This window comes from Streptomyces sp. B5E4, assembly GCF_039871555.1.
Classification (GTDB): domain Bacteria; phylum Actinomycetota; class Actinomycetes; order Streptomycetales; family Streptomycetaceae; genus Streptomyces.
The window spans coordinates 13,983-32,930 of sequence record NZ_JBDPMI010000048.1; the positions used below are offsets into that span (position 1 = coordinate 13,983).

21 protein-coding genes and 1 pseudogene are annotated in these 18,948 nt (G+C 73.3%); 13 read left to right on the forward strand and 9 right to left on the reverse strand.

Annotated features, from left to right (window positions below):
* The first annotated feature begins 124 nt into the window (after window positions 1-124).
* Window positions 125-520 (forward strand): superoxide dismutase, Ni, encoded by a 396-nt coding sequence (gene sodN / locus ABGA99_RS34855; protein ID WP_047020362.1) that lies wholly within the window; start codon window positions 125-127, stop codon window positions 518-520.
* A 166-nt stretch (window positions 521-686) separates the two neighbouring features.
* On the opposite strand, the gene ABGA99_RS34860 is transcribed toward sodN, so the two are convergent.
* Together ABGA99_RS34860 and ABGA99_RS34865 are read right to left on the reverse strand one after the other, a co-directional pair.
* A complete protein-coding gene (locus tag ABGA99_RS34860) occupies window positions 687-1,550 on the reverse strand; it encodes a hypothetical protein (RefSeq protein WP_347581628.1) in 864 nt (287 codons plus the stop codon).
* 86 nt (window positions 1,551-1,636) lie between these two features.
* Window positions 1,637-1,903 carry a hypothetical protein gene (locus tag ABGA99_RS34865; RefSeq protein ID WP_347581629.1) on the reverse strand — a complete coding sequence of 89 codons (267 nt, stop codon included), beginning with the start codon at window positions 1,901-1,903 and terminating at the stop codon, window positions 1,637-1,639.
* 53 nt (window positions 1,904-1,956) lie between these two features.
* Here ABGA99_RS34865 and ABGA99_RS34870 point away from each other — a divergent pair.
* Window positions 1,957-2,670 (forward strand): annotated as a pseudogene (locus tag ABGA99_RS34870) (serine/threonine protein kinase); the annotation flags it as partial.
* Between the two features lie 130 nt (window positions 2,671-2,800).
* Here the strand turns inward: ABGA99_RS34870 and ABGA99_RS34875 are convergent.
* Together ABGA99_RS34875 and ABGA99_RS34880 are read right to left on the reverse strand one after the other, a co-directional pair.
* On the reverse strand, window positions 2,801-4,036 hold the full coding sequence (locus ABGA99_RS34875; RefSeq protein WP_347581630.1) for a sigma-70 family RNA polymerase sigma factor: 1,236 nt from the start codon (window positions 4,034-4,036) through the stop codon (window positions 2,801-2,803).
* Window positions 4,033-4,446, reverse strand: a complete 414-nt coding sequence (locus ABGA99_RS34880; protein WP_347581631.1) for a YciI family protein — start codon at window positions 4,444-4,446, stop codon at window positions 4,033-4,035. Before ABGA99_RS34880 ends, ABGA99_RS34875 begins: the two co-directional genes overlap by 4 nt.
* A gap of 160 nt (window positions 4,447-4,606) precedes the next feature.
* Between ABGA99_RS34880 and ABGA99_RS34885 the strand changes: the two genes are divergently transcribed.
* From ABGA99_RS34885 to ABGA99_RS34895, 3 genes are all read left to right on the forward strand, one after another.
* Window positions 4,607-5,200 carry a hypothetical protein gene (locus tag ABGA99_RS34885; RefSeq protein WP_347581632.1) on the forward strand — a complete coding sequence of 198 codons (594 nt, stop codon included), beginning with the start codon at window positions 4,607-4,609 and terminating at the stop codon, window positions 5,198-5,200.
* Complete coding sequence (locus ABGA99_RS34890) at window positions 5,197-5,664, forward strand: group II truncated hemoglobin (RefSeq protein ID WP_347581633.1); 468 nt, start codon at window positions 5,197-5,199, stop codon at window positions 5,662-5,664. The genes ABGA99_RS34885 and ABGA99_RS34890 overlap by 4 nt, the downstream gene beginning before the upstream one ends.
* 151 nt (window positions 5,665-5,815) lie before the next feature.
* On the forward strand, window positions 5,816-6,967 hold the full coding sequence (locus tag ABGA99_RS34895) for an N-acetylmuramoyl-L-alanine amidase (RefSeq protein ID WP_347584199.1): 1,152 nt from the start codon (window positions 5,816-5,818) through the stop codon (window positions 6,965-6,967).
* Between the two features lie 31 nt (window positions 6,968-6,998).
* On the opposite strand, the gene ABGA99_RS34900 is transcribed toward ABGA99_RS34895, so the two are convergent.
* Window positions 6,999-8,114, reverse strand: a complete 1,116-nt coding sequence (locus ABGA99_RS34900; RefSeq protein WP_347581635.1) for a winged helix DNA-binding domain-containing protein — start codon at window positions 8,112-8,114, stop codon at window positions 6,999-7,001.
* A 101-nt stretch (window positions 8,115-8,215) separates the two neighbouring features.
* Complete coding sequence (locus ABGA99_RS34905; RefSeq protein WP_347584200.1) at window positions 8,216-9,196, reverse strand: EamA family transporter; 981 nt, start codon at window positions 9,194-9,196, stop codon at window positions 8,216-8,218.
* A 68-nt stretch (window positions 9,197-9,264) separates the two neighbouring features.
* Between ABGA99_RS34905 and ABGA99_RS34910 the strand changes: the two genes are divergently transcribed.
* The 5 genes from ABGA99_RS34910 to ABGA99_RS34930 all read left to right on the forward strand — a co-directional run bounded on the left by ABGA99_RS34910 (window position 9,265) and on the right by ABGA99_RS34930 (window position 13,128).
* Window positions 9,265-10,158 (forward strand): LysR family transcriptional regulator, encoded by an 894-nt coding sequence (locus ABGA99_RS34910; RefSeq protein WP_347581637.1) that lies wholly within the window; start codon window positions 9,265-9,267, stop codon window positions 10,156-10,158.
* Between the two features lie 91 nt (window positions 10,159-10,249).
* Complete coding sequence (locus ABGA99_RS34915) at window positions 10,250-10,486, forward strand: hypothetical protein (protein WP_347581638.1); 237 nt, start codon at window positions 10,250-10,252, stop codon at window positions 10,484-10,486.
* An 83-nt stretch (window positions 10,487-10,569) separates the two neighbouring features.
* A complete protein-coding gene (locus tag ABGA99_RS34920; RefSeq protein WP_347584201.1) occupies window positions 10,570-11,550 on the forward strand; it encodes a pyridoxal-phosphate dependent enzyme in 981 nt (326 codons plus the stop codon).
* A gap of 304 nt (window positions 11,551-11,854) precedes the next feature.
* A complete protein-coding gene (locus tag ABGA99_RS34925; RefSeq protein WP_347581640.1) occupies window positions 11,855-12,268 on the forward strand; it encodes an anti-sigma regulatory factor in 414 nt (137 codons plus the stop codon).
* 20 nt (window positions 12,269-12,288) lie between these two features.
* Window positions 12,289-13,128, forward strand: coding sequence for an RNA polymerase sigma factor SigF (locus ABGA99_RS34930; protein WP_234380170.1), 840 nt, complete (start codon window positions 12,289-12,291; stop codon window positions 13,126-13,128).
* A gap of 160 nt (window positions 13,129-13,288) precedes the next feature.
* On the opposite strand, the gene ABGA99_RS34935 is transcribed toward ABGA99_RS34930, so the two are convergent.
* Window positions 13,289-13,858, reverse strand: coding sequence for a hypothetical protein (locus ABGA99_RS34935; RefSeq protein WP_347584202.1), 570 nt, complete (start codon window positions 13,856-13,858; stop codon window positions 13,289-13,291).
* Between the two features lie 80 nt (window positions 13,859-13,938).
* On the opposite strand from ABGA99_RS34935, the gene ABGA99_RS34940 reads away from it, so the two are divergent.
* A complete protein-coding gene (locus ABGA99_RS34940) occupies window positions 13,939-14,907 on the forward strand; it encodes a diacylglycerol kinase family protein (protein ID WP_347584203.1) in 969 nt (322 codons plus the stop codon).
* A gap of 316 nt (window positions 14,908-15,223) precedes the next feature.
* Window positions 15,224-15,481 (forward strand): WhiB family transcriptional regulator, encoded by a 258-nt coding sequence (locus ABGA99_RS34945; RefSeq protein WP_018835069.1) that lies wholly within the window; start codon window positions 15,224-15,226, stop codon window positions 15,479-15,481.
* 176 nt (window positions 15,482-15,657) lie between these two features.
* Here ABGA99_RS34945 and ABGA99_RS34950 read toward each other — a convergent pair whose 3' ends face one another.
* Together ABGA99_RS34950 and ABGA99_RS34955 are read right to left on the reverse strand one after the other, a co-directional pair.
* Window positions 15,658-17,139, reverse strand: coding sequence for a histidine kinase N-terminal domain-containing protein (locus tag ABGA99_RS34950; RefSeq protein WP_347581643.1), 1,482 nt, complete (start codon window positions 17,137-17,139; stop codon window positions 15,658-15,660).
* A gap of 305 nt (window positions 17,140-17,444) precedes the next feature.
* Window positions 17,445-18,077, reverse strand: a complete 633-nt coding sequence (locus ABGA99_RS34955) for a TetR/AcrR family transcriptional regulator (protein ID WP_347584204.1) — start codon at window positions 18,075-18,077, stop codon at window positions 17,445-17,447.
* A 79-nt stretch (window positions 18,078-18,156) separates the two neighbouring features.
* Here ABGA99_RS34955 and ABGA99_RS34960 point away from each other — a divergent pair, with 79 nt between their 5' ends.
* The gene (locus tag ABGA99_RS34960) at window positions 18,157-18,909 is read left to right on the forward strand and encodes an SDR family oxidoreductase (protein ID WP_347581645.1); all 753 of its coding nucleotides are present in this window, start codon (window positions 18,157-18,159) and stop codon (window positions 18,907-18,909) included.
* Window positions 18,910-18,948: the final 39 nt, after the last annotated feature.

The window sequence follows — 18,948 nt, forward strand, 5'->3', positions numbered from 1 at the left end:
TCCACAAGGCCCAGCCTTCCACCGGACTTTTGACCTAAGCCCTCCGGGGCACTCGCGAATTTTCGTTCCCCACGGAGTAATGTCCCACCTGGAAGACGATCACGAGGAAGGACGGCTGCTTTCCATGTTTTCTCGCCTGTTCGCCCCCAAGGTGACGGTCAGTGCCCACTGCGACCTCCCCTGCGGCGTCTACGACCCGGCCCAGGCCCGTATCGAGGCCGAATCGGTCAAGGCCATCCAGGAGAAGATGCAAGGAAACGACGACCCGCACTTCCAGGCGCGGGCCACCACCATCAAGGAGCAGCGCGCGGAGCTTGCCAAGCACCACGTTTCGGTGCTGTGGAGCGACTACTTCAAGCCCCCGCACTTCGAGAAGTACCCTGAGCTGCACCAACTCGTCAACGACACGCTCAAGGCCCTCAGCGCCGCCAAGGGTTCCACCGACCCGGCCACGGGCCAGAAGGCGCTGGACTACATCGCCCAGGTCGACAAGATCTTCTGGGAGACCAAGCAGGGCTGAGCCCGTCCCGGGCTACGGACACCCGCGCGCCCGTACCGTCACGGACGGTACGGGCGCGTTCCGGTCTCCTCACCGCCCGGGCGCGGATCGTCTCCGCCGCCCTGGCAGTTCTCTGCCACGTTCCGCGCGCCGACAACTTCTTGCCGGTGCACGCACGTTCTCATGACTACTTCTTGAGGTCGGCGAGCGCCGTCTTCGTCTCGTCCTTCAGCATCTGCTCCACCTCGCCGGGGGACGGCGGGTCGGCGGAATCCGTGCCTCCGTAATAGCTCCAGTCCATCTGGTAGGTGAACCAGCCGTCGCGCACGGCGAGGCTCATGGAGCGGCTGGTGCTGTCGCCCTCGCCGTTCTCCCGGACGAGGTACGCCTCTTCGCCGAAGCCCTTGACCGGCACCGTCTCGTACTTGTAGTCCGCATCCGAGCGTTCCTCGTAGCCTTTGTACGTCGCGCCGAACTCGCCGGTCGGGTCCGACGCCCCGTGCCAGACGGCGGTGACGGAGACGTAGGAGCTGGCGTAGTCGTCCGCATCCGCCTCACGGTCCGTCAGGCTCCAGCTGCAGAAGCTCTGGGACAGCGCTTCCTGCTCGGAGCCCCAGCCGGTGGCGTCGGAGGCGGTGTCCGCGACGTCGTAGCGCTCGTCGAACGCCTTCAGTTCTGTGCTGTCGCAGAGGTCCTTCTCGAAGCGGTAGCCGAGGACCGGCTCGGGGTCCTCGGACGAATCGAACCCGCCGGTCGCGAAGAGCGCGCCCGCCCACACCGCGGACGCGACCACGACGCCCCCGAGGCCCCAGAGCCACGCCGGCACGCCCTTCTTCTCCACGGCGCCGAAGGGCGGCGCACCCGGGGGCTGACCGGGCGGCTGGCCCGGCGGGCCGCCGGCGGGCTGGCTCGTGATCGGGACGCCGGCGGGCATCGTCGGCTGTGCGTAGGGGTACTGCTGCGGCACCGAGCCCTGGGGCTGCTGTTGTGCATAGGGATTGGGGTTGTTCTGCTGGTACGGATTCGGCGGCGGGCCCGGCGGTATCGACATGAGCGCAATGTACCGTCTGGCGGTGACCGTGGCCGAGGGGTCTCACCGGCGCCCCCGCACGGGGCGGGCGCGCCGGGAGACGGCCCTCAGAGCGGGAGGCTCCAGGTGGCGGGCTCCTTCTCGAAGTCACCCACGACGACCTCGACATCGAGGTTCTTCGCGCCCTCGGGGACGAAGAAGGCGAACTTCTGCGTGGCCTTCTTGCCGGGCAGGACGTTGCCGGCGAAGCCGCCGCCGACCTGTCCGTCGAAGATCTCCTCGGCCTCGTTGCCCTCCTCACCCGCGCGGGCCATGAGGAGGGTCGGCGTCGCGTCGGACTTCGCGTCGCCGACGTTCTCCAGCGTGACCGTCACCTCGTAGGGCTTGTGGCCGGCCGGGACCTCGACCCGCGCCCGACGGCGCCCGCCCCGCGGGCATGCTCGACCCGACCCGGCCCTTCCGCCGCCCGCACGCCCCCTGGCCGGACCGGGCCGCGGCGCCCGCCGGAGCCCGCGCACCGGGCCCGGCCGGCGCGCAGGAGGCGCTCGGCGCACCCGGGAGCGCGGCGACTCCCGCGCCCGCCGGTCCGTCCCCCGCACCGCCCGCGGGTGCGCCGACCGCGCGGGCGGGCACCGACCTCGCCGCCGCCATGGACGAGGTCAAGCAGCTTCTCGACGCGGGCCGGATCACCCAGGCCGTCGACATCCTCGGCGGCATCCTGCCCGAGGCGAGCGCCCGCCACGGCGAGGGCTCCACCGTGGTCCGCATGATCCGCAAGCACTACGCGGCCTCGCTCATGGACGACGGCCAGTACCGGCGCGCGCTGCCGGAGCTGCGCCGGCTCGCGGACGAGCGCGCCGCGGAGGCCGGCCAGGCCGACCCGCAGGCGCTCCGCCACCGCTACGAGGCCGCCCGGTGCCTGGAGCAGATCGGCGCGGCCGCCGCGGCGCTCGCCGAGTACCGCGCGCTGCTGCCGTACTTCACGAACCCGTACGCCGGCCTCGACCCGGCCGACGCCCTCGGTCTGCGGCACCGCACGGCCCAGCTCCTGCTCGCGCTCGGCGACCACACGGCGGCCGGCGGCGAACTGTCCGCGCTGCTGCCCGAGCTGGAGCGGGTCTACGGCCCCGCGCACCCGCTGGCCGAGTCGGCGCGGCGGGCCCTCGCGAGCCCTGACCCGGTTCGGCGCCCGCTGACCGTCCGCCGCCCGGCGGCGCGGCCTCCGATGGCGCGGACTCCCCTCACCGCAGCCCCCGTAACCGCAGCCGCCGTCAGTGCAGCCGGGCGGCGCGCAATTGGAGGTAACGCTGCTCGGGCATGCTCAGCGTGCGCTCCGCCGCGCGCCCGTACGCCTCCCGCGCCGCCCCCGTCTCCCCCGCGAGTTCCAGCAAGTGGGCCCGTACGGCGTCGAGTCGGTGGTGCTCCGCGAGCCGCGGGTCGTCGGCGAGCTTGGCCAGCAGGTCGAGCCCGTCGCGCGGGCCGTCGGCCATCGCCACGGCGACCGCCCGGTTCAGGCTGACCACGGGGCTCGGCGCGAGCCGCTCCAGCAGGTCGTACAGCCCGAGGATCTGGCGCCAGTCGGTGTCCTCGGCGCTCTCCGCCTCGTCGTGCACGGCGGCGATGGCGGCCTGCACCTGGTACGGGCCGAGAGCGGTGGTCGTCAGCGCGCGGCTGACGAGGGCGACGCCCTCCTCGATCTGCGCGCGGTCCCAGCGCCCGCGGTCCTGCTCGTCGAGCGGCACCAGGACACCGCCGGGCCCGGTGCGGGCGTCGCGGCGGGCGTCGGTGAGCAGCATCAGGGACAGCAGCCCGGCCGCCTCGCCGCCGTCCGGCGCGAGCGTGTGCACGGCGCGGGCGAGGCGGATCGCCTCGGCGGCCAGGTCGGCGCGGCGCAGGGCGGCACCGGAGGTGGCGGTGTAGCCCTCGTTGAAGATCAGGTACAGCACGTGCAGCACGGCGGTGAAGCGCTCCGGCAGCTCCGCGGGCTCCGGCCGGCGGAAGCGGGCGCCCGCGTCCTTCAGGCTCTTCTTCGCCCGGCTGATCCGCTGCGCCATCGTCGCCTCGGGCACCAGAAAGGCGCGGGCGATCTCGGCGGTGGTCAGACCGCCGACCGCGCGCAGCGTCAGCGCGATGCGGGACGGCGGGGTGAGCACGGGGTGGCAGCAGAGGAACAACAGGGTGAGCGTGTCGTCGTCGGAGGGGTGGCGTGCCTCCCCCGGCGGCGGCGCGCGGAAGTCGTCGCGGGGCGTCAGCGCGGCGGCGGACTCCTCGCGGCGGCGCCGGGCCTCCTCGCTGCGCAGTTCGTCCGTCAGCCGGCGGGAGGCGACGCGGATCAGCCAGCCGCGCGGGTTGTCCGGCACCCCCTGCGCCGGCCACTGGCCGGAAGCGGCCAGCAGGGCCTCCTGCACGGCGTCCTCGGCGGCGTCGAAGTGGCCGTAGCGGCGTACGAGGGCGCCGAGGACCTGCGGCGCGTGGCGGCGCAGCAGGTCCTCGACAGGGGCGCTCACTTGCCCGGTGCCGCTTCCAGGATGGGGCGGATCACCACGTCGGAGGCCGGCGAGCCGGCCGGGGCGGGGCACTGGTGGACGCGCTTGGCGATCTCGGTGACCCGCTCGTCGCTGGCGCAGTCCAGCACCCAGTAGCCCGCGAGGACCTCCTTGGTCTCGCCGAACGGGCCGTCGGAGACCACGGGCGCGCCACCCGGGCCGTCGGTGACGACGATGGCCTGCCTGGGCGCCGACAGCCCGTTGCCCTCGACGACCTCCCCGGTCTCGGCGAGGTCGTTGTTGATCGACTCCATGTGCTGGAACATCGCCTGCAGATCCTTCTCGGTCCAGGCGGGGTGGCCCTCGGAGCCGGTGCCGTTCATGGCGTCGTAGTCGGCCTGCGAACCGTAGATCATCACCAGGTACTTCATGGTTCTCACTTCCCGTGTTCCCGGCCCCCGGTGCGGGCGCCTCTCACAGGAGACGTCGGGGCCGGCGGGCCGTTCTCGACATGCTCCGCCAAAGATTCTTACGGGAATTTCGCCGGGCCGCCCGTTCTCTCCGGCAAGCAGGAGGCGTAATCTCGATTACATGATTACTTCCGAGGTCACAGACGAGATACGAGGATGGCTCACCGGGCGGCTGCCCGAGGGCCTCTACGCCTCACCGGTCGAGGTCACCGTCGACCGCGAGGAGATATGCGTCGTCGGCACGGTCCCCGAGCCCGCGGGGCTCGCGAAGGACGCGACCGGCGCCGAGCGCGACGCGGCCCTGGACGGCCGCATCGCCGAGTTCCGCGAGCGCACGCGCAAGGAGCGCATGGCCGTCGCGCGGGCGGCGGAGCGGCGCTACCGCAAGAAGGTCTCCTGGGGCGCCGAGTGCGGCGGCCGGCGGGAGATCTTCACGAACGTCTCCGCACCCGTGATGACCCGGCTGCGGCAGCCGCAGCGGCAGGTGCTCGACACCCTCATCGCGGCGGGCGTGGCGCGCAGCCGGAGCGAGGCGCTGGGGTGGTGCGTACGGCTGGTGGAGAGCCACGCGGACGACTGGCTGCACGAGCTGCGGGACTCGCTGGAGCACGTACAGCACGTACGGGCCCAGGGCCCGGACCGGCCGGCCGGCCCGGCGCCCGCGGATGCGGCACCGGCAGGCGGGGACGCCCCGGACGCCGAGGACCGGACATGAGCGAGGACACCCCGAGCATCTACGAGTGGGCCGGCGGCGACGAGGCGTTCCGGCGGCTGACCGCGACCTTCTACGGGCACGTGCGCAAGGACCCGGTCCTGGCACCGGTGTTCGCGGGGATGGACGACGAACACCCGCAGCACGTGGCGATGTTCCTCGCCGAGGTCTTCGGCGGCCCGGAGCGCTACAGCGCGGAGCACGGCGGCCACGACCACATGGCGCGCATGCACCTCGGCCGGCACATCACGGAGGAGCAGCGCAGGCGCTGGGTGTCGCTGCTGATGGACAGCGCGGACGAGGCGGGGCTGCCCACGGACCCGGAGTTCCGGGCGGTGTTCTCGTACTACGTCGAGTGGGGCACGCGGATGGCGCTCGTCTACTCCGCCGACGACCCGCCGCCGACGGCGGGCCCGATGCCGAAGTGGGAGTGGGGGCAGACGCCGCCCTGGCAGCCGGGCGGCTGAGCGGGCGGAGCGGCGGGGCCGGTTCCGGGGGCAACTGTCCCAAGTGGTCTGGACATTGGCACACGCGGTCGGATAAACAGGGTGTCCGTTGCACATACGTACACGGAGCAGCGTGCCGGACCCCCACCACCCGCACCGTGAGAGGAACGCCATGCGATCTGGGCCCGTGTATGTCTCCCGGCGAACCGCGCTGAAGGCCGGCGCCGGCGCCGCGCTCGCCGCCGGCGGGGGCGGCGCGCTGCTGCTCGGCGGCAGCGCCGCGGCCGACGGCGGCGACTCCCTGCGCCGGACCGCGGACGACCCGTCGTACGTGATCGGCACCGGGGACTGGGGCGCCCGGCCGCCCGGCGGCACCGTCTCCGTCTCGTCCGGCACGACCACGAAGATCGTCGTCCACCACACCGCCTTCCCGAACACCACGGACTACTCGCACGAGGCCGCGGTCTTCATGGCGCGCAAGATCCAGGATCTGCACATGGACGACAACGGCTGGATCGACAGCGGCCAGCACTTCACGATCAGCCGCGGCGGCTACGTCCTGGAGGGCCGGCACGGCAGCGTGGAGGCGCTGGACGACGGCGGCTACCAGGTCGTCAGCGCGCACGCGGTCGGCGAGAACAGGCGCGGCATAGGCATCGAGAACGACGGCCACTACGTCAACGACACCCCGCCCCCCGCGCTGCTGTTCTCGCTGCAGCGGCTGTGCGTGACGATCGGCACGCAGTACGGCTTCGGCGCGGACCGCATCTTCGGCCACTGGGACTTCAACGACACGCAGTGCCCGGGGGCGCTGTTCTACCGCGAGTTCCCCTCCCTGCGCCGGCAGGTGGCGCAGGTGCTCGGCCAGGGCCCGGACGAGATCCCGGCGCGCACCTGGCCCGACACGTACTCGTCCAGCAAGGGCGGCACGGTCGAGATGGCGCAGCGGCTGCTGCGCGCGTACGGGTACGAGCTGAAGGCGGACGGCGCGTACGGGCCGGTGACGCTGGAGGCGGTGCACACCTTCCAGCGCACGATGGGGCTGCCGGTGGCGGACGACGGCACGCTGGACAACGCCACGTGGGAGGCCCTGACGGTGCCGGTGAGCACGGGCCACAGCGGGGAGGCGGTGCTCGCGGTACAGCAGATGCTGGTGCGCAAGCTGCACCTGGCGACGGCGACCGGCCGGTACGACGGGCGGACGAGGGCGGCGGTGGCCGAGATGCAGGAGCTGCACGGGCTGCCCACGACGGGCGCGATGGACGTCGCCACGTGGTGCGCGACGGCGGGCGGGGTCGTACGCGAGGAGTTCCTGACCGCCTGAGGCGGGACGGTGCCGAGCGCGCCCGGCCGGCCTAGCCGGGGGACGCGAACCTGACCTCCGTCTTCTCCGCCTCCGGGGCGGCGAAGGCCAGCAGGTCCGCGGCCACCGCCGCCAGCCGGTCCTTGTCGGGGCCGGACAGGGCCGTGAACGGCCGGAGTTCGACCGCGGCCGAGGTCCGCTTCAGCTCCGGCTGCCAGACGCCCGCGACGCGGCCGTCGAGCAGCAGGGTGCCGCGGACGATGCCGTTCACCGTGAACACCCGCCGCTCGTCGGCCTTGTCGATGATCCGCGTGCGGTCCGCGTGCGCGAGCAGCACGTTGTCGAAGGGGCCGAGGAGCAGGGGCGGCACCGGGGCGGCGGGGTCGGGCAGTTCGGTGCCGGCCAGGTCGAACAGCTCCCGCCCCGTCGTGTCCCGGTACGTCACCAACTGCGGCCGCAGCCGGTCGAAGACCGCCTTGAGCCGGGTCAGCGACAGCCACTTCTGCGCGTCGGCGACCGACGCGGGCCCGTACGCGGCGAGGTAGCGCAGCACCGTCTCGTCGGCGGCGGTGTCGGTGGCGGAGGGGGCGCCGAGCCACTGGTCGGCGTGCGCGTAGACGAGACCGCCGCTTTCGCCCCAGACCCCGCGCGGCGGCACCTGCACCAGCGGCAGCAGCGAACGGGCCAGGTACGCCAGGTCGTTCGGCTCCGCATCGGGCCGGCGGGCGGCGAGCCGGGCGCCGAGGTCGTCGTTGTGCAGGGGCCCGTCTGCCAGCGCCGTGCGGGCCGCGTCGGCCAGCTCGGCCGGGTCGAGGCCGGGGACCTTGCGGCCCGCGGCGGTGGCGGGCAGCGTCCTGTCGAGGTACGGCTGCACCACGGCCCGCAGCCGCAGCGCGTCGCGGGCGCTGACGAGGTGGATCGTGCCGCGCATCATGACGACCCGCACCGCCTCGCGGCCCGTCAGCAGCGCCGACAGGTCGCGGGTGGTGAAGCCCGCGAGCCGGCTCCAGAGCTGGTAGTACGGGGCGTCGCCGGACTGCGCCTGGAGCGCCACGAGGTGCTCGACGGCGTCCAGCGGCGGCGCCTCGTGCCGCTCGACGAGCCACTGCCGGTGCAGCAGGGCACGGCCCAGCGCACGGGCGTCGAGGACGGTGCCGGGCGAGGTCATGCGCGTTCCCTTTCGTCGTGCAGGTGTACGAGCATGCCACCCGTGATCCGCCGGCGGCCCGGCCGCCCGCCGCACCGGCGGCGGGGGCCGCACCCGGTCCGCTAGCCGTCCGCCGGCCGCGTCGCGGGCCGCGGCGGGGTCCGTACCGCGCCGACGCTCGCCGCGATCACCATGCCGATCGCCGCGCACTGCACCGCCGTGAGCCCCTGGTCCAGCACCAGGTACCCGGCGAGCGCCGCGACCGCCGGCGCCAGGCTCATCATCAGTGCGAACGTCGCCGGGGGGAGCCGGCGCAGGGCGAACTGGTCCAGCGCGTACGGCAGCCCCGAGGACATCACCGCCACCGCCAGGCCCAGCCCCAGCGTCGCCGGGTCCACCAGCCGGCTCCCCGCGCTCGCCACCCCGACCGGCACGCTGATCACCGCGGCCACCGACATCGCGATCGCCAGCCCGTCCGCCCGCGGGAAGCGCACCCCGGCCCGCGCGCTCATCACGATGTACGTCGCCCACATGCAGCCCGCGCCGAGCGCGAACGCGACGCCCACCGCGTCCAGACCGCCGAACCCGCCGCCGCTCAGCAGCACCACCCCGCCCAGCGCCAGCGCCGCCCACACCAGGCTGGCCGCCCGCCGGCCGGCGAGCACGGACAGGGTCAGCGGCCCGAGCACCTCCAGGGTGACCGCGGCGCCCAGCGGGATCCGGTCGATGGCCTGGTAGATGGCCACGTTCATGCCGCCGAGCGCGACACCGAAGCCGCACAGGACCGCCCAGTCGCCGCGCGAGTGGCCCCGCACCCGGGGCCGGAAGATCAGCATCAGCAGGGCGGCGGCGAGCGTCAGCCGCAGCGTCACCACGCCCAGCGCGCCCGCCCGCGGGAAGAGCAGTGCGGCGACGGCGGCGCCGAACTGCGTGGACAGCGCGCCGGTCACCACCAGCGCGACGCCGCCCAGCCGCCCGCGGGCACCGCCGCCGAGCCGCCGCCCGGCGCGTACCCCCGCGGCGGGCGCCCCGTCGGATACGGGCCCCGGGGTGCCAGCGGCAGCGGCGGCGGAAGCGGCGGGACCGGGACTCTGGGAGGTCACGCCCCCACGCTACGAGCGCGCGCTCCTTACGTGAAATGCATAACCGGCTGCGCTTATGCTTTCGCAGCATGACGGTGGAACTGCGGCACCTGCGCGCCTTCCTCGCCATCGCCGAGGAGGGCAGCATCACCCGCGCCGCCGCCCGGCTCGGCACCGGCCAGCCCACCGTTTCCCGCACCCTGCGCACCCTCGAAGACCACATGGGCGTGCTCCTCGTCGACCGCTCCACCCACCACCTGGAGCTGACCCGCGAGGGCCACGCCTTCCTCGACCGCGCCCGTGCCGCCGTCGCCGCCGCGGACGCCGCCCTGGACCCCGCGGGACTCGTCGTACGCCCCCTGCGCCTCGGCCACTCCTGGGCCGCCCTCGGCGACGACACCGCCGTCCTGCTGCGCCGCTGGGACGAGGAGCACGCCGACATCCCGCTGGAGTTGCTGCGCATCGACGACCGCTGCGCGGGCCTGACCCGCGGCCGCGTCGACGTCGCCGTGCTGCGCGCGCCCACCGCCGACTGCGCGGCCCGTACCGAACTGCTGCGCACCGAGCCCCGCGTCGCCGCCGTGCCCGCGGACAGCCCGCTCGCCGCCCCCGGCCGCGGCCCGCTCACCCTCGCCGACCTCGCCCACCTGCCGCTGGCCGTCAACACCGTGTCCGGGATCACCACCCCCGCGCTGTGGCCGAAGGGGCACCGCCCGCGCCGTACCGTCGAGGTCGCCAACACCGACGACTGGCTCGCCGCCATCGCCGCGGGCCGCGCCGTCGGCGTCACCACCACGGCCACCGCGCAGGCGCACCGCCCTCACTCGGTTGCCTACGTCCCGCTGACCGGTGCGCCCGCCGTCCCGGTGGTGCTGGCCTGGCGGGACCCGCCGGGCCACCCCGCGGTTCCCGCTCTGCTGACGCTTGCGCACCAGGTCGCCGGGGAAGCCGCCCAGGAACCGACGGGCCCCGGCAGCCGTTGATCCGGAGAGAAACGCGCGGGATACTTGGGCCCATAGCGGTAATAGCGGCAGAATCCACCCCAACCGTCAGGCAATACGTCAGGAGACTCCCATGGCAGGCTTTCTCGACCGCGCGAAGGAGAAGGCGGAGACCGCGCTGAACCAGGGCAAGGAGAAGGTCGGGGAGGTGCAGGCGCAGCGCGAGGGCCAGGCCCTCCTGCGCCGCCTCGGCACGGCCTACTTCAACGAGCAGCGGGGCAGCGGTTCGCCGCAGGAGGTACAGGACGCCCTGCAGGCCGTCCACGCGCACATCGCCCAGCACGGCGACGGATTCCTCACCCGCGGCTGAGCCGGGCGGGCCCGCGGCGACGCCCGCGGCGGTCCGGGCCCGGCGCCCGGCACCGGCCCCGACCGGCCACCGAGCAGCGTCCCGTGTACGCGCCAGAGCCCACCCGGCCCGCACCCCCGCGGCCCGACGACCAGCCGCCCGCCGGCCCACCCTCCGGCGGGCGGCTCGCCGCGCTCCGGCCCCGGCTGCCCTCGCCGCTGGAGGAGATCGCCGACGACCGCCTCGCCGCCCGCGGCGTCCGGCTGCTGCTCAAGCGGGACGACCTGATCCACCCGGAGCTGCCGGGCAACAAGTGGCGCAAGCTGATACCGAACCTGGAGCGGCGCGCAGGCGGCTCAACGGGCGGCACCCCCGGCGGGGACGACCGCCCGCTGCTGACGTTCGGCGGCGCGTACTCCAACCACCTGCGGGCCACCGCAGCCGCGGGCCGGCTGCTCGGCATCCGCACGATCGGCGTGGTCCGCGGCGCCGAACTGGCGGACCGCCCGCTCAACGCCTCCCTCGCGCGCGCCGCGGCGGACGGCATGCGGCTGCACTTCGTGCCGCGCGCGGCCTACCGGCGGCGTACGGACCCCGCCTTCCACGCCGAACTGCGCGCGGACTTCGGCGACTTCCAGCTCATCCCCGAGGGCGGCAGCAACGCCGCGGCGGTACGCGGCTGCGCCGGCCTCGGCCGCGAACTCGCGGGCGTGGCGCAGACGGCCGTCATCGCCTGCGGTACGGGCGGCACGCTCGCGGGTCTGGCCGCCGGGCTGCCCGCGGGCGCGCGGGCGATCGGCATACCGGTCCTCAAGGGCGGCTTCCTCGGCGCCGACGTCGAGCGGCTGCAGACCGCGGCGTTCGGCGGGCGGCGGGGCGACTGGCGCCTCGCGGACGGCTTCCACTTCGGCGGCTTCGCCCGCCGCACCCCCGAACTCGACGCCTTCGCCGCCGACTTCGCCGCCCGCCACGGCCTCGCACCCGAACCGGTGTACGTCGCCAAGATGCTCTACGGCGTCGTCGCCCTCGCCGCCGACGGGGCGTTCCCGCGGGGCTCGGCGGTCGCGGCGGTCGTCACCGGCTGACGCGGGTGTCGCCCGGACGAGGGAAGCCGGTCGGCGGTTGTCGGCGGGCCCTGCCATAATGGCAACCCGGAGTGACCGCACGGGAATTGGGACGAGAAAAGCCCTAGCCACGGAGCGTAATCAGGGTTTACTATTAGTGACAGCCGCGGGATGGGGTGGCCTTCTCCGGACCAGGAGACAGCAGCTCATCGCACGCGGTAGCGTCGCAGGCGAACGATTTGCCACGCCGGTCCGTTACTCCCAGTGACGGGGGGCAGGCCGGCGTTCCCATGGCAGAGAGTCGCCACGCACCTTGGAGGTGAGGGTGTCCCAGTTCGAAGGCGAGCCCAGTCCGAAGGACTTCGTCGAAGTCCGGCTGCCGGCTGCGGGGGCGTACCTATCGGTGCTCCGCACCGCCACGGCAGGGCTCGCTGCCCGCCTGGACTTCACGCTCGACGAGATCGAGGATCTGCGCATCGCGGTCGACGAGGCCTGCGCCATCCTCCTCCAGCAAGCCGTTCCCGGCTCCGTACTCACCTGCGTCTTCCAGCTCGGGGACGACGCGCTTCTGGTGACGGTGTCGGCACCGACCACAGACGGCCGGGCGCCCGAGCGCGACACCTTCGCGTGGACCGTGCTGTCCGCGCTCGCCGGCAGGGTGGACGCGACCGTGGGCGAGGACCGCACGGTCACGATCAGCCTGCTCAAGGAGCGCGGCGCGGCGCCGGGGCCGACGTGACGTACGTCAGGGGCGTTCCGATGCGAGACGAGGGCCGGCTGGCCGCGGCGGAGCGAGAGCGGGCGGACCACATGGACGGACTGCAGCAGCACGACAGGCGGGAACCGCAGGACCGCAGCGGCGCGCGGGCGATGTTCTACGAGCTGCGCAAGCTCCCCGCGGACTCCTCCGAGCACGCCGAGCTGCGCAACGCCCTCGTGCAGATGCACCTGCCGCTCGTGGAGCATCTGGCCCGGCGCTTCCGCAACCGCGGCGAGCCGCTGGACGACCTCACGCAGGTCGCCACCATCGGCCTGATCAAATCCGTGGACCGCTTCGACCCCGACCGCGGCGTGGAGTTCTCGACGTACGCGACCCCCACGGTCGTCGGCGAGATCAAGCGCCACTTCCGTGACAAGGGCTGGGCGGTGCGGGTGCCGCGGCGGCTGCAGGAGCTGCGGCTGTCACTGACCTCGGCCACCGCCGAGCTCTCCCAGTTGCACGGCCGGGCCCCGACGGTGCACGAGCTGGCGCAGAAGCTCAACATCTCCGAGGAAGAGGTCCTGGAGGGCCTGGAGTCGGCGAACGCCTACTCCACGCTCTCCCTCGACGTCCCCGACACCGACGACGAGTCCCCGGCCGTCGCCGACACCCTCGGTGCGGAGGACGACGCCCTGGAGGGCGTCGAGTACCGCGAATCGCTCAAGCCACTGCTGGAGGAGCTGCCGCCGCGGGAGAAGAAGATCCTGCTGCTCCGCTTCTTCGGGAACATGACCCAGTCCCAGATCGCCCAGGAGGTCGGCATCTCGCAGATGCACGTCTCCCGGCTACTGGCACGCACGCTGGCGCAGTTGCGCGAGCGGCTGCTCGTCGAGGAGTGAGCGGCGGGGCGCGTGCGCCCCGCCGTGACCCGCGAGGCGCCGTGCGCCGGCCTCCGGCGCCGGGAGCGTCCCCGGCGGGGCCAAGCCGATCTCGTGCCGTGCGGGCCGCGTGGCGGGCGTACGCGGATTCACGCCCGCTCCCCCGGCCCGCGCCGCGGTACTACGCCGTCCGGCCCGGACCCACGCCCAGCGCCTCCGCCGTGCTCGGGCTGACCACGCACACCAGCGCCGCCGCCGCGACCGCACCCAGCGCGAGCCCCAGCGGCAGCATCACGCCGCCCACCGACGCCATGGCGATGGCCACCGGCAGCGCCAGGATCTGCGTGATCAAGGACGGCCCGCGGCTCCAGCGGCGCTGCCGCCACAGTCCGTGCCCGGCGGCCAGCGGCAGCACGGCGAGCGCCAGCACGGTGAGCCCGCCGAAGACGGCCTGGCGGGTGCTGTCCGGTTCGCCGACGATCCCGAGCACGAGCTCGTAGCCCCCGAGGGCGGCGATGATCAGCCCTTCGACCGCTGTCAGTACGGCGGCGACGGTCACCCGCGGCGGCCGGGGCCCCTTCTCCGCGACGGCCTTGCCGGCCTCGGCGCCGTTGCCTTCCGCGGTGTTCTCCGCCGTCTTGCCGGCTCCGGCGTTCTTCGCGGCCGCCGGCTTCCGCCCGGTCCCGGCCGTCTTCTCCCGCTCGGGCCGGGCCGCCTGCTTCCGCCCGCCCCGGCCCTGCGTTCCGCTCATGCTCTCCAGCCTACTGGGGCCCCGGCGCCCGCTACGCCGGGGCTGGGCCCCTCTACTTTTCGGTAGGTAACCTGCATGCCATGCGTGCGCTCCTCGTGGTGAATCCCGCCGCCACCGACACCAGTCCCCGGACCCGCGACGTGCTGATCCACGCACTCGCCAGCGACCTGAAGCTGGAGACGGTCACCACCGAGTACCGGGGCCACGCCCGCGACGTCGCGCGGCACGCGGCGGACAGCGGCGAGGTCGACGTCGTCGTCGCCCTCGGCGGCGACGGCACGGTCAACGAGGTCGTCAACGGCCTCCTGCACCGCGGCCCCGCGCCGGAGGACCTGCCCCGTCTCGCCGTCGTGCCCGGCGGTTCCACGAACGTCTTCGCCCGCGCCCTCGGTCTGCCCAACGACGCGGTCGAAGCCACCGGCGCGCTGCTCGACGCCATGCACTCCGGCAGCGAGCGCACCGTGGGCCTCGGGCTCGCCTCCGGCACGCCGGACACCGACGACGAGGGCGCGCCGGCGCGCTGGTTCACTTTCTGCGCGGGCATGGGATTCGACGCGGGCGTCGTCGGCCGGGTCGAGCAGAAGCGCGAGCGGGGCAAGAAGTCCACACACCCGCTCTACGTACGGCAGTTGCTGCGCCAGTGGCTCGGCGAGGGCGACCGCCGGCACGGCGCGATCACGCTGCGGCGACCGGCCGAGGACCCCGTGGAGGGACTGGTGCTCTCGCTCGTCTGCAACACCTCGCCGTGGAGCTACCTGGGCAACCGCCCCCTCTACGCGACCCCCGGCGCGTCCTTCGACACCGCCCTCGACGTGCTCGGACTCGCCCGGCTCTCCACCCCGTCGCTGCTGCGCTACGGCACCCAGCTGCTCACCTCGTCGCCGGAGCGCGGGCCGCACGGCAAGCACGCGGTGTCCCTGCACGATCTCACCGACTTCACCTTGGAATCACAGGCCCCACTGCCCTTCCAGATGGACGGTGACCACCTCGGACTGCGTACGAGCGTGACCTTCACAGGCGTACGGCGCGCACTGCGTGTGATTGTGTGAGTGGAAGGCCCTAAAGTCCTTCCAGTCGAACGTTTAGGCTGCACCTCACCCCCTGGAAGTGGGGTCCTTTGTCAACTGAGACCAAGGAATCCAAAGAAACTTCCCGGAAGGGGTTGTATCCGAAGCTGAGGTTTGCGAACCTCTTCATGGCGGCCGGAGCGCCTCCCCTCAGGGGACCTGCCCCCGGCGCACTCGCCCCCTCCACATGTTGAAGGTCACACCGGAGATCTGGTCGGACCCCTTCACTTGTCGGAGGGTTCGTGAAAGCGTTCACATTCACAAGCAACTGACAGCAACGCGAAGAGATGGAGCAGTCATGGACTGGCGTCACAGCGCCGTTTGCCGCGAGGAAGACCCCGAGCTCTTCTTCCCGATCGGCAACACCGGTCCTGCTCTGCTGCAGATCGAGGAAGCCAAGGCCGTCTGCCGTCGCTGCCCCGTGATGGAGCAGTGCCTGCAGTGGGCGCTGGAGTCCGGTCAGGACTCCGGTGTCTGGGGTGGCCTCAGCGAGGACGAGCGCCGCGCGATGAAGCGCCGCGCCGCGCGCAACCGGGCGCGCAGGGCCAGCGCCTGACCCGACACCCCCCGGATGCGCGAAGGCGCCGTGGGACTCACGGCGCCGCTCTTCCCGAGCCGCAGCGCAGCAGCCGCAAAGCCCCGGAGCCGGATGGCCCGGGGCTCTTTGCTGCCTGATTCCGCCGCGTCGTCAACCCGCGCCGTCCACTTCCGTACGCGCAACGCCCCGGCGCGTCAGCGCTTTTCGGGTTGCAGGGGAATATCGAACACCACTCGCGTGCCCCCCTCCGGCGCCGGCGCCATCGAAAACGTGCCCGTCAACTCTCCCTCGACCAGGGTGCGGACGATCTGCAGCCCGAGGCTCCCGGACGTCGCCGGGTCGAACCCCTCCGGCAGCCCCCGCCCGTCGTCCTGCACGGTGACCAGCAGCCGGCTCTCCTGCCGCCCGCCGGAGCGCAGCGCGGTGACCTCCACGCTCCCCGAGTCCCCCGGCCCGAAGCCGTGCTCCAGGGCGTTCTGCAGCACCTCGGTCAGCACCATGGACAGCGGCGTGGCGACCTCCGCCTGAAGCACGCCGAAGCGGCCGGTGCGGCGTCCCGTCACCCGGCCGGGGTTGATCTCCGCCACCATCGCCACCACCCGGTCGGCGATCTCGTCGAACTCCACCGTCTCGTCGAGGTTCTGCGACAGCGTCTCGTGCACGATGGCGATCGAGCCGACCCGCCGCACCGCCTCGTCCAGCGCCGCCCGCGCCCGCCCGTCGGGGTCCTCGGCGGCCAGCCGGCGCGACTGCAGCCGCAGCAGGGCGGCGACGGTCTGCAGGTTGTTCTTCACCCGGTGGTGGATCTCGCGGATCGTGGCGTCCTTGGTCATCAACTCACGTTCGCGCCGCCGGATCTCGGTGACGTCGCGCAGCAGCACCAGCGACCCGATGCGCGTCCCGCGCGGCTTCAGCGGGATCGCGCGCAACTGGATGACGCCGCCGTTGCCCTCCACCTCCGCCTCCCGCGGCGCCCACCCGCTGGCGAGCTTGACCAGCGCCTCGTCCACCGGCTCCTTGCTGACGGCCAGCTCCGAGGTGGCCTGGCCGAGGTGCCGGCCGACGAGGTCGGCGGCCTGGCCGAGCCGGTGGTAGGCGGAGAGCGCGTTGGGCGAGGCGTACTGCACGATGCCCTCGGCGTCGAGCCGGATGAGCCCGTCGCCGACCCGCGGCGAGGTCTCCGTGTCGCCCTGCTGCCCGGGGTAGGGGAACGCACCTGCGGCGATCATCTGCGCGAGGTCGGAGGCGCTCTGCAGATACGTCAGCTCCAGCCGGCTGGGCGTGCGCACGGTCAGCAGGTTGGTGTTGCGGGCGATGACGCCGAGAATGCGGCCCTCCCGGCGTACGGGGATGGATTCGATCCGTACGGGCACCTCCTCGCGCCACTCCGGGTCGCCCTCGCGCACGATCCGGCCCTCGTCGAGGGCCACGTCGAGCATGGGGCGCCGGCCGCGCGGGACGGTGTGGCCGACCATGTCGTCCTGGTACGAGGTGGGGCCGGTGTTCGGACGCATCTGCGCCACGGAGACGTAGCGGGCGCCGTCGACGGTCGGGACCCAGAGCACGAGGTCGGCGAAGGACAGGTCGGCGAGCAGCTGCCACTCCGAAACGAGGAGGTGCAGCCACTCCAGGTCGGTCTCGCTCAGCGCCGTGTGCCGGCGGACGAGTTCGTTCATGGACGGCACACCTGGAGCCTACCGGCGGTGCGAACACCCGCTCGTCCGCGACCGGTGCGGGGAGGGCCGGCCGGCACGCACTTCGGGCCGCGGCGCCTGGACCGGGACCCTCAACCCGTCCGGCACCGCGGCCCGGAGCCAAGCACCGGTGCGCACGTCGCGGAGTGTGCGGCCCCGCGGCGTCGCAGCCGGTGAGGAGGCCTGGACGCAGTCAGGGCAGAGAACGTCCCGGGCCTCGTTCCGCCCCGTCGTGCGGAAGGGGCGGAAGCCTGACAAGCATTGTGGACTAGACCACTCCCGGCTGTCTACGCCCCGAACGCACCGACTTGGCCACCCTCCGCCGACACCGCGAAGCCCGCCGCGGCGACCTCCGCCACCCGCAGCAGCAGCTCCCGGTCGGCACCGTCCCTGGCCTGCGTGGACATGCCCTGGAGGACGGCCCCGGCGTAGCTCGCGAGCTTCTCCGGGTCGGTCCCGGGCGGCAGCACGCCGGCGGTCACGTCGGCCTGGACCCGCGCGGTCATGACCGCGAGGTTCAGGGCGCGCAGCTCGCGCATCTTGGTCACCACCTCGGGGGTGGTGGCGCTCACGCCGACGCTGAGCACCATGCAGCCGCGCGGGCGGTCCGGCGCGGTGTAGCCGACGGCGGCCTCGCGCAGGATGCGCGCGAAGGCGGCGACGGCGGTGGGTTCCTCGGCCAGCGCGCGGTCGATGAACGTGCCGTTGTCGCTCGTCACGTACGCCTCGACGGCGGCGTCGAAGAGCGCCTTCTTGTCGCCGAAGGCGGCGTACAGGCTGGGCGCGCCGATGCCGAGGACGCGGGTGAGGTCGGCGACGGAGGTGGCCTCGTAGCCGTGCCGCCAGAAGGCGTACAGGGCCTTCTCCAGCGCTTCGTCGCGGTCGAAGGAGCGGGGGCGCCCGCGCTGCTTGGTGGCCATGCACACAATTCTATAGCGCCCGCTAGCTAATATGATACGGTCTTTTCTGTAGCGACCTTTACAGAAAGGGGGCGCAGCCATGGGCGCGCTCACTGGCAAGACGGCACTGGTCACGGGCGCAAGCCGCGGGATCGGCAGGGCGATCGCGGAGCGGCTGGGGCGGGACGGCGCGCGGGTCGCCGTGCACTACGGCAGCAACGAGGCGGCGGCGAAAGAGACCGTCGCCGCGATCGAGGCGGCCGGCGGCGAGGCGTTCGCGATCAGGGCGGAGCTGGGCGTGCCGGGCGACGCGGCGGCGCTGTGGGCGGAGTTCGACCGGCACGCGGACGGGCTCGACATCCTCGTCAACAACGCGGGGGTGGCCCTGCAGGCGCTCATCGAGGAGACCGAGGAGGCCGACTTCGACCGGCTGTTCGCGGTGAACACCAAGGCGCCGTTCTTCGTCACCAAGCTGGGGCTGTCCCGCCTGCGGGACGGCGGGCGCATCGTCAACGTCTCCACGGTGGCCACGCACGCGGCGCTGATGCCGACGCTGTTGGCGTACACGATGACCAAGAGCGCGGTCGACGCCTTCACCAAGTTCCTGTCGAAGTCCGTGGGCGGGCGGGGCATCACCGTCAACGCGGTCGCGCCCGGCGCCCTGGACACCGACATGAACGCGGCCTGGCTGCGCGACAACGACGACGCCAAGACCGGCATGGCGTCGATGTCGCCGCTCGGCCGGATGACGGACGTCGGCGAGGTCGCGGACACGGTGGCCTATCTGGTCTCCGGCGACGCCAAGGTGCTCACGGGCACGTACCTCGACGTCTCCGGCGGCGTACTGCTGTAGCACGCGCTACGGGCGGCGGCCCCGGCTCCGTGAGGGAGC

Excerpts from the sequence above, each read along its gene's own strand:
- sodN (WP_047020362.1), top strand. The coding sequence starts at position 125 with ATGTTTTCTCGCCTGTTCGCCCCCAAGGTGACGGTCAGTGCCCACTGC.
- ABGA99_RS34860 (WP_347581628.1), bottom strand. The coding sequence starts at position 1,550 with ATGTCGATACCGCCGGGCCCGCCGCCGAATCCGTACCAGCAGAACAAC.
- ABGA99_RS34880 (WP_347581631.1), bottom strand. The coding sequence starts at position 4,446 with ATGAAGTACCTGGTGATGATCTACGGTTCGCAGGCCGACTACGACGCC.
- ABGA99_RS34885 (WP_347581632.1), top strand. The coding sequence starts at position 4,607 with ATGATTACTTCCGAGGTCACAGACGAGATACGAGGATGGCTCACCGGG.
- ABGA99_RS34890 (WP_347581633.1), top strand. The coding sequence starts at position 5,197 with ATGAGCGAGGACACCCCGAGCATCTACGAGTGGGCCGGCGGCGACGAG.
- ABGA99_RS34895 (WP_347584199.1), top strand. The coding sequence starts at position 5,816 with ATGCGATCTGGGCCCGTGTATGTCTCCCGGCGAACCGCGCTGAAGGCC.
- ABGA99_RS34900 (WP_347581635.1), bottom strand. The coding sequence starts at position 8,114 with ATGACCTCGCCCGGCACCGTCCTCGACGCCCGTGCGCTGGGCCGTGCC.
- ABGA99_RS34910 (WP_347581637.1), top strand. The coding sequence starts at position 9,265 with ATGACGGTGGAACTGCGGCACCTGCGCGCCTTCCTCGCCATCGCCGAG.
- ABGA99_RS34915 (WP_347581638.1), top strand. The coding sequence starts at position 10,250 with ATGGCAGGCTTTCTCGACCGCGCGAAGGAGAAGGCGGAGACCGCGCTG.
- ABGA99_RS34930 (WP_234380170.1), top strand. The coding sequence starts at position 12,289 with ATGCGAGACGAGGGCCGGCTGGCCGCGGCGGAGCGAGAGCGGGCGGAC.
- ABGA99_RS34935 (WP_347584202.1), bottom strand. The coding sequence starts at position 13,858 with ATGAGCGGAACGCAGGGCCGGGGCGGGCGGAAGCAGGCGGCCCGGCCC.
- ABGA99_RS34940 (WP_347584203.1), top strand. The coding sequence starts at position 13,939 with ATGCGTGCGCTCCTCGTGGTGAATCCCGCCGCCACCGACACCAGTCCC.
- ABGA99_RS34945 (WP_018835069.1), top strand. The coding sequence starts at position 15,224 with ATGGACTGGCGTCACAGCGCCGTTTGCCGCGAGGAAGACCCCGAGCTC.
- ABGA99_RS34950 (WP_347581643.1), bottom strand. The coding sequence starts at position 17,139 with ATGAACGAACTCGTCCGCCGGCACACGGCGCTGAGCGAGACCGACCTG.
- ABGA99_RS34955 (WP_347584204.1), bottom strand. The coding sequence starts at position 18,077 with ATGGCCACCAAGCAGCGCGGGCGCCCCCGCTCCTTCGACCGCGACGAA.
- ABGA99_RS34960 (WP_347581645.1), top strand. The coding sequence starts at position 18,157 with ATGGGCGCGCTCACTGGCAAGACGGCACTGGTCACGGGCGCAAGCCGC.